This window comes from Anabaenopsis arnoldii (assembly GCF_028331025.1).
Lineage (GTDB): Bacteria > Cyanobacteriota > Cyanobacteriia > Cyanobacteriales > Nostocaceae > Anabaenopsis > Anabaenopsis arnoldii.
Genome location: NZ_JAQMUH010000025.1, coordinates 1 through 8,942, shown reverse-complemented (window position 1 = coordinate 8,942; position 8,942 = coordinate 1). Strand labels below are relative to the sequence as shown.

At 40.1% G+C, this 8,942-nt stretch carries 5 protein-coding genes and 1 pseudogene; 4 read left to right on the top strand and 2 right to left on the bottom strand.

Features of this window, described 5'->3' with window-relative positions; genetic code table 11:
* Positions 1 to 127, bottom strand: a pseudogene (locus PN457_RS02030) (photosystem II q(b) protein); the annotation flags it as partial.
* A 558-nt stretch (positions 128 to 685) separates the two neighbouring features.
* On the opposite strand from PN457_RS02030, the gene PN457_RS02025 reads away from it, so the two are divergent.
* The 4 genes from PN457_RS02025 to PN457_RS02010 all read left to right on the top strand — a co-directional run bounded on the left by PN457_RS02025 (position 686) and on the right by PN457_RS02010 (position 6,596).
* The gene (locus PN457_RS02025) at positions 686 to 943 is read left to right on the top strand and encodes a hypothetical protein (RefSeq protein WP_271730978.1); all 258 of its coding nucleotides are present in this window, start codon (positions 686 to 688) and stop codon (positions 941 to 943) included.
* Positions 944 to 1,056: 113 nt separating this feature from the next.
* Positions 1,057 to 4,197: a phosphoenolpyruvate carboxylase gene (ppc, locus tag PN457_RS02020; protein WP_271730976.1), complete on the top strand. Its 3,141-nt coding sequence runs from the start codon at positions 1,057 to 1,059 to the stop codon at positions 4,195 to 4,197.
* A gap of 71 nt (positions 4,198 to 4,268) precedes the next feature.
* Positions 4,269 to 4,520: a hypothetical protein gene (locus tag PN457_RS02015; RefSeq protein ID WP_271730974.1), complete on the top strand. Its 252-nt coding sequence runs from the start codon at positions 4,269 to 4,271 to the stop codon at positions 4,518 to 4,520.
* Between the two features lie 195 nt (positions 4,521 to 4,715).
* Positions 4,716 to 6,596, top strand: coding sequence for an ABC transporter ATP-binding protein (locus tag PN457_RS02010; protein ID WP_271730973.1), 1,881 nt, complete (start codon positions 4,716 to 4,718; stop codon positions 6,594 to 6,596).
* A 132-nt stretch (positions 6,597 to 6,728) separates the two neighbouring features.
* Here the strand turns inward: PN457_RS02010 and PN457_RS02005 are convergent, their stop codons facing one another.
* Positions 6,729 to 7,706: a sucrase ferredoxin gene (locus PN457_RS02005; protein WP_271730971.1), complete on the bottom strand. Its 978-nt coding sequence runs from the start codon at positions 7,704 to 7,706 to the stop codon at positions 6,729 to 6,731.
* Positions 7,707 to 8,942: the final 1,236 nt, after the last annotated feature.

Sequence of the window (8,942 nt, the reverse complement as noted above, 5' to 3'; positions counted from 1 at the left end):
CTAGGAGGGTGGGGATCATGAGTACGCCGAACCAACCGATGTAAATCCGGTTATCGGTGCTGGTGATCCACTCGCAGAAGCGATCCCATACGTTGGCGCTTTGGCGCTGTTGTAAGGTTGTGGTCATTTGTTTATGATTGCAATGTATTTTTGTAACCAATTAGACGGTTTTTTTATCCGTCCGTTCTAATAAACTTAACATGTATTTACTTTTAGTGAAATATAAATTTTCTGATTTAATTAGCTGCAAGTATTAGATTTACTTATCAATACCTTGATCAATCAACCCCCTCCCTAACATTTTTGTTACTTTGTGGGCTGCCCAAATCCGATAACATACACACAACACACACATATGATCAAGTCTTTTTCATGCTTAATGAAGTACACAAAAATTTGTTCCTTAATACCTGTTTGCAAAAAACTAAAAAACTTTGTATTTCACGAGCATGGGAAATGCTATATCACCACAAATGCTCAGATACCACTAAGAGAAGCAGTAGAATAGATTAGGATTAGACCTAAAGACCTTCAGAAACTACGCCGAGAATGGAAAAATCGAAAGCATCAAAACCGAGGGAGGACAGGGACTATTTAATTAATCTTGAATCCTACTCACGTGGTGCAACTAGACCTACCATTAGAGGTAGGGGAGTGTCAATCAGCCAACAACTAAGAATTAGCAATGACTTCTACTAACCAAAAATCTTCAGAGAATATCGGATTTAATCTGCCTTTGTTGAGCATTCCCCCATCTTTTCTTTTACAAATAGGTACAGCGTCTGTACTACTGCTCCTCACCGCAGAAAAAGCCACAGTGAAAGCCCTAGAATCTATAGGCGAAGCTAGTGAAGAATTGTTTCGCGGCGATCGCCTGCCAATTCTCCCTTTTCCAGTTAACAACAGTTGGGATACAAGCACCAGAGGTAGACAAACAGATTAAAAAATATATTTAGAAGCTAAAATCCTCAAGGTTTTTCCCTGAGAATTAATTTCGTCTATGGGATGTAAGTCTATAGGATGTAAACAGTAATCAGCTTGACAAGAGCAGTAATTATGAGTTCTATTTTATACAGTTTGTCTCAAGGGGTAAATTTTTACCCTACCTCAGAGTTATTTTTGCGCCATCGGTTGCAAGTGGTAGAAGAATTGTGGGAATCAGTACTCCGACAGGAATGTGGTCAAACAATGGTGGAACTATTGCGACAATTGCGGGGCTTATGTTCGCCGGAAGGACAAGCCACAAATGACCAGGCCGCATCTGCTGTGAAGTTGATTGAACAACTGAATATCAATGAGGCGATTCGAGCCGCTCGGGCTTTTGCATTGTATTTCCAGTTGATTAACATCATAGAGCAGGAATATGAACAGCGGCAGCAATTAACTCGCTATTCACCAGGGGAAGGAGAAACAGTTCAGGAAGGGACTTTATCCCACACTGCCTATTCTTCTAACCATCAAGAAGATGATGCCTTGATTGTTAACCAAGAAAAAGAAATTTGTACACAGACAATTAGTCTATTCTCTACAACAACTTGGGTAAATAAATCAACTAATAAAGAAAAAGGTACATTTGCTACTTTGTTTCCCCATTTATTTAGGCTAAATGTGCCACCCCAGCAAATTCAACGCCTGATTTCACAGTTGGATGTGCGTTTAGTGTTCACAGCCCACCCAACTGAAATAGTTCGTCACACCATCCGCGATAAGCAAAGGCGGGTAGTCAACCTGCTGCAAAAACTAGATGCGGTAGAAAATCGCAATGAAGGGACAGTAGGCGGATATCCATGGGAAGGGGCGGATTTGCGAGAACAATTACTCGAAGAAATTCGCCTGTGGTGGCGCACAGATGAACTCCACCAGTTTAAACCGACGGTACTCGATGAAGTAGATTATGCCTTACACTACTTCCAAGAGGTGTTATTTGATGGCATTCCTCAACTCTATAAGCGGTTAAAATATGCATTGGGTAAGACTTTTAATTGGCTAGAACCGCCCCATAAAAACTTCTGCTCTTTTGGCTCTTGGGTGGGTTCAGATCGAGATGGTAACCCATCGGTAACACCAGAAATCACTTGGCAAACAGCTTGTTATCAGCGCCAAATGGTTTTGGAAAGATATATTAAATCAGTCAAACAGCTCATTGAATTATTGAGTGTGTCAATGCACTGGAGCGATGTCTTACCAGACTTGCTCGAATCTTTGGAGATAGACCAGTCCCAGTTAAGTGATGTGTACGATGCACTGGCTTTGCGATATCGCCAAGAACCTTATCGGTTAAAGCTGGCTTATGTGCTCAGACGGTTGGAAAATACTCGCGATCGCAATTTATCTTTGTATAACCGAGAAATATCACCCAGTATAGGCGTGAAAGTTGACCATAACCTGAGTGGGGGAGTCCTAGGAGAAGAAGCCCCCATGTATCGTTCCGGGTCAGAGTTTTTAGCAGAATTGCGGTTAATTGCACGTAATTTAACCGAAACTGGTTTAAGCTGTGGGGAATTAGAAACTCTCATCTGTCAAGTAGAAATTTTTGACTTTAACTTAACTCAGTTGGATATCCGCCAAGAATCCACCAGACATTCTGATGCTTTAAATGAGATTCTGGAATATCTGCAAATACTACCCCAACCCTATAACGAACTATCCGAAGAACAGCGAGTTGCTTGGCTCACAGGGGAACTACAAACCCGCAGGCCGCTAATTCCGTCAGAATTGCCATTTTCGGCAAAAACTAACGATGTCATTGAAACTTTCCGGATATTGCGATCGCTACAGCAAGAGTTTGGTGTCAACATCTGCCAAACATACATTATCAGTATGTGTCGGCAAGTGAGCGATGTCTTGGAAGTGTTACTATTAGCCAAAGAATCCCGACTGTTTGACCCCGCCATCGCCGTGGGAACCATTCAAGTTGTCCCCTTATTCGAGACAGTCGAAGACTTACAACGCTCCAGAAGCGTCATGCGACAGTTATTTGAATTGCCATTATATCGAGCTTTATTAGCCGGTGGCTATGAAGCAGTTAAAGCTAGTCAAGAAAACGGCTCATCATTACCCATCCCCACCACAGCTTCCCCCCTCACTCCCAATTTACAGGAAGTCATGCTAGGGTATTCTGACAGCAATAAAGATTCTGGTTTTTTAAGTAGTAACTGGGAAATCCATAAAGCCCAAAAATCACTCCAGAAAATTGCTGAAGGATACGGTGTAAATTTGCGAATATTCCACGGGCGGGGTGGTTCCGTGGGAAGGGGAGGGGGACCAGCTTACGAGGCGATTTTGGCTCAACCGGGACTCAGTATCAATGGGCGCATTAAGATTACTGAACAGGGGGAAGTATTAGCTTCTAAATACTCCTTGCTAGACTTAGCTATGTACAACTTGGAAACTATTACCACTGCGGTAATTGAAGCTAGTTTACTACGAACAGGGTTTGATGATATCGAACCTTGGAATGAGATTATGGAAGAATTAGCCGGGCGATCGCGTCAACATTACCGCCAGTTGATTTACGAGCAACCGGATTTTATCGACTTTTTCCACCAAGTTACCCCCATTGAAGAAATTAGCCAGTTACAAATTAGCTCCCGTCCAGCGCGGCGACCATCAGGAAAAAAAGACCTCAGCAGTTTACGCGCCATTCCCTGGGTATTTAGCTGGACACAAACCCGTTTCTTATTGCCTTCTTGGTATGGTATTGGTACAGCTTTACAGGGATTCCTCAATGAAGAACCCGAAGAACATCTGAAATTACTACGCTACTTTTATCTCAAGTGGCCTTTCTTCAAAATGGTGATTTCCAAAGCAGAAATGACCCTGGCCAAAGTAGATATGCAAATGGCCCATCACTACGTGGAAGAATTAGCTAATCCTGAAGATAAAGCCAGACTAGAAAAAGTATTCGAGCAAATTGCCAACGAATTCTATCTCACTAGAGATTTAGTGCTGAAAATCACTGGACATACTCGGCTCTTGGATGGCGATCCTGTCTTGCAGCGTTCAGTACAGTTACGTAATGGTACGATTTTACCTTTAGGTTTCATCCAAGTTTCCCTACTCAAACGCTTGCGTGAATCACGTAACCTAACTGCTACATCTGGTGTGATTAATTCTAGGTACAGCAAAGGCGAGTTACTCAGAGGCGCACTGTTAACTATTAATGGTATTGCCGCCGGGATGAGAAATACAGGTTGATCAAAGAACACCAAAAACTGTAGGGTGGGTTAGGGTAGCGTAACCCACCATTGCCAGAACTAGCATTAATCATGATGAAAAATAGATTTTTAACTTGCACATTCTTAGCTGTGACACTAGGTCTTTTGGGTGCTTACATCGGTGGACACATGACATCAATGCTACATAACCAGAACTGTCAAAACCAGTCTTGGGGCTTAAAAGTCATGTGTAATGTTTGGGTAACACCAGGAGCAACATGGCAAGGTAGTACAACTGGATTATGGATGGGTACGGTTTTGGGAGCCTTCATCGCCGGTTCGATCACACGCACAGAAAGTTAGACTTTCTACCCTAAATAGGATGACAAAGATCAACTTAGTATTGATTTTATCTAAACATTATTGTAAAATAAAATAGTAATGTGGGGCATAGGGAATATCAAGCTTGTGGACTCTGCGAATGGGAAGAAACTCCTCTAAGTAAGTTGGCTAGATGAAGCAAGAATCCCATGTGCTTTTAGCCGTGGGAGTGTGAATATGAGCAATTACCAATCTGTAAACAAATCCCACCGGAACAACCGCTCAAATAACAATGACTGGCGGTTATTTTTACGTCTATTGCCCTATGCTCGTCGCCATGGAAAACTGCTGACACTGGCAATAGTCCTACTTGTACCCATTGCATTAGCCAACGCAGTGCAACCACTGTTGATTGGACAGGTGATTTCTCTGATTCGCAATGAACCAAGTACCTATGAGTTACTCAGGAATCTCCCCTTGAGGGAAGGGTTAAATATTCTACTAATATTAATACTTATAGCGATCGCCATCCGACTGGTATTAATTGGCATTCAGGGTTATATACTACAAAAGCTGGGACAAAACATCACAGCCGCAATACGCCAGGATTTATTTCACCATGTCACATCTTTAGCAGTACGTTTTTTTGACCGTACACCCGTAGGTAAATTAATTACTCGACTCACCAGCGATGTGGAAGTATTAGGGGATGTCTTTTCCACCGGTGCCATCGGTATTGTCTCCAATGTATTCAGTATGCTGGTGATCATCGCTATTATGTTTTCCATTGAGTGGAAACTTGCTTGCTTGCTGTTGCTGATACTCCTACCCATTACTTGGTTAATTATTTACTTTCAGCAAAAGTACCGCCAAGCCAATTATAAGGTAAGGGAAGAACTTTCTAGTTTAAATTCTCAGTTACAAGAAAATATAGTTGGTATTAATGTAGTCCAGTTGTTCCGACGAGAAAAATTTAATGCCGAATTATTTCGCCACACAAATCAACGTTACATCCAGGAAATAGATAAAACCATTTTTTACGATTCCGCTGTTTCAGCAACTTTAGAATGGATAGCACTAATGGCGATCGCCGGGGTTCTGTTGTTAGGTGGTTGGTTGCTCTTAGGTGACTTCCTCACCTTCGGAATTTTAGCAGCATTTATCTTATATGCCCAGCGACTATTTGACCCTTTAAGAGATTTTGCCGAAAAATTTACCGTCATCCAAGCTGGTTTTACCGCCATTGAACGCATTATCAACATTTTAGATGAACCCATAGAAATCCGCGATACTAGTCATCCTCGCTTTTCTATATTTGATTCAACTTTTGGTTATATAGATGAAATAGTTGGTAAGATAGAACACCAAGATTTTGAAACTCCTGTACAATTGGGAGAAATTCGTTTTGAAAATGTCTGGTTTGCTTACAAAGACGATGATTATGTAATTAAAAACTTAAGTTTCGTAATTCATCCCGGCGAAAAAGTCGCATTAGTCGGTCCCACAGGTGCGGGAAAAACTTCAGTTATTCGGCTATTGTGCCGTCTTTATGAACCAACCCAAGGGCGCATTTTACTAGATGGCGTAGATATTCGGGAGCTAGCACAGGCGGACTTGCGACGCTATATGGCAGTAATTTTGCAAGAAGGCTTTTTGTTTGCTGGTGACGTTAAAAGTAACATCACTTTAGGCGACTATTATCCCCTTGAAGAAATTAAACAAGCTGCCAGTAAAACCAATATTGCTGAGTTTATTGAACAATTACCCCAAGGGTATGATACTAAACTGCGGCAACGAGGCACAAATATTTCTAGTGGTCAAAAGCAACTTTTAGCCTTCGCACGTGCCGCAATTCGTAACCCACAAATTCTAGTTTTGGATGAAGCCACCGCTAGTTTAGACGTGAATACAGAAACCTTAGTCCAAGAGGCATTAAACCAAGTTTTAGTGAGGCGTACCGCAATTATTATCGCTCACCGACTGTCCACAATTCGCAATGTAAATCGAATTTTTGTGTTGCAGCGAGGTGAATTAGTCGAAGCAGGAAGCCATGAGGAATTGTTACAAGCTGGTGGACTATATGCTACGTTACATAATTTGCAAATGCTCGGTTCTTAACTGGTGTTTTGTATAAAGGTGTGGTTTGTTAAACCCTGAGTTTTGTTGTTGAAAATTTGCCATGATTGAGAGCTTATTTTTACTAGCTGTTTGGTAGATAACAACCTCATGATTTTTGTAAATCAGCAAGCCTTAATTACTCAAAGTTGCAACTTTATTACATACAATTCTCATACTATCTACAGCATATTTGACAAATACAGAATTTTCTTTGGCATTACAAGAACCCTTGATTTCCAGTGTTCTTGTTTTGTCTTTGACAAGTTTCGCCTCGTAAATAAATAGAGAACCATGTGAGTCCTCAAAACTTAACTCGGCTAAAATTGTATTGTTATCTAAACTCTGCTGAATAATTTTCCCCCCTACTTGATAATTAAACCAATCCCACCCGTGATATAACATCAGTTCTCTTTCTAAGATTTGTAGCGCACTAGGTAGAACTCCCCAGCCTCTATATACTTTCCTGAGAGATTCTATATCACCTGTACGAGTTAAAATTGACCTCAGGGATTCCTGATTGAGAACACCATAATATCTACCATCTGGTAAATCTATTGCTGTTGGTGCAAATCGATGTCCACCAAAATGGCTAGATTTCCAAATCCTGACATGATCCCATTCCAAATCCGCAACAGTCGTCCTAGCTTGGAAATAAAAAGGACTACCATATCTAGCGCAACATTGATCATGGCTACCGTGGGTACAGACTAAAATATCTCTAGTTATACCTGTATCTATTTCATAGTCGGATATTTTTCCCCATAAATATTGTTTTACCACCCCCGCTACTTGTTCAATATGTGGTAGTTTAAACTCGTATTTTTGGTATCCATGACTCATACCCTCTTGTTTTTGATAAATCAAAAGGGTGGTGTAGTCCACTTTATGGGAATAATTATTCGCAATTAAAAGAAACCTTACGGGTAATCTAGCACAGCGGACTTCCTCTACTAGAACCTGTAAATTATTTGGTACCCATTTAGATTGAAAAGCCTCATAAGTCCAGGGTTGAGGACATTCAACTAAAATATATGTTTGATAATTTGTAGCACTACCAATAATATCTTCTCCGACTTCTCGTGCATGATCAGAACAAAAAAAAGTATTCATCGAAATTTACTCATTAGTGAATTGTATGAACAGAAGATTATGAGAAAAAACTCATGTAATTTTGGCTACGATGCTTCAACCCTGAGCAATAAACGAGAATAATCTGCATTTACTAGTAACAAGCAGGTAGGCACTTTATAGCATCATTTTTAATAAATTTCTTTCTGGTTAACAAAGTCTCTAGATTAAAGTTCACTCACCCCCGGAGAGATATTACAGCAACCTTCAAATTCATTTTGTATTCTTTTTTATTAGCTGGTTCAAAAGATTCTACTTGCTGAGTTTACCTGGTAGCTTGCGTAGCCTAGCCATACTGACTCCCAGCGCAATACTTGATATATATCAAGGCTGGAAAAGGCTTGAAACCCATAGCTGGCGTGGCGTAGCCATAAAAATCCTGTTGTTTGCCTGTTTTTATCCAGAAAAAATACCCACCTATTCCCGGATTCCATGAGACTACTTGCTTTTAATATATCAAAATCTTAACCTATATTGCTAAATATTCTCAATAATTTTCTAAAAAAAGATAAAATGTGATCCTTGGTTGCATTCAAAACCAATATCAGGATGATTTGTGATACATGGGTTTGATTTTCTTTATCCTTGAGATATATTCACATTTTTTTTCAACTAAAGACCTGATTTTAAGTGTAATAACGGCAAAATGCCCGCATTTTTTGCTGTTGGCAATTTTGTTTGATTCTTGATTTTTTATTCATTAATCCAATTATACCTGATCGAGTTGTAATTCAAGCCAAACCAAACATTATAACTATCGGAACTTTCAATCTTATACATAGATTATTCTAATATTCAATCAGTACATAAATTATCAGATAGTTATAAAGCCTTTTTCAGTCTCATGAAGTACACACCAATTCCCTATTCCCTATTCCCTCAAACTAAAAAAAATTGTACCTCACGAGCATGGGAAAAGCTATATATGAGGGAGTTTTTGACAGTTAGTTCAAGCTAATGTCGCAATTTTGTTTCAATTCCCAGGTAAACAATGTTGGTAGCTATTCAACCACCAAAGGCGCAATGATGATGCGTTACTATGAAATCCGTAACGCACCCTACAATAGTTAATTTTTTTGGTTCTTCAGTACCTAATATGCTAAATTGTTTTGATAAAATCCGAAAAGGCTTACCGTATAAGGGAAATAATGTTGGTTATTGAAGAAAATGCCTGAATATTCCTTCTTAATCTCTGTTCGGTGTGTTCCCTGTTCCCTG

Coding starts and splice junctions, on each gene's coding strand:
- PN457_RS02025 (WP_271730978.1), top strand. CDS start 686: ATGACTTCTACTAACCAAAAATCTTCAGAGAATATCGGATTTAATCTG.
- ppc (WP_271730976.1), top strand. CDS start 1,057: ATGAGTTCTATTTTATACAGTTTGTCTCAAGGGGTAAATTTTTACCCT.
- PN457_RS02015 (WP_271730974.1), top strand. CDS start 4,269: ATGATGAAAAATAGATTTTTAACTTGCACATTCTTAGCTGTGACACTA.
- PN457_RS02010 (WP_271730973.1), top strand. CDS start 4,716: ATGAGCAATTACCAATCTGTAAACAAATCCCACCGGAACAACCGCTCA.
- PN457_RS02005 (WP_271730971.1), bottom strand. CDS start 7,706: ATGAATACTTTTTTTTGTTCTGATCATGCACGAGAAGTCGGAGAAGAT.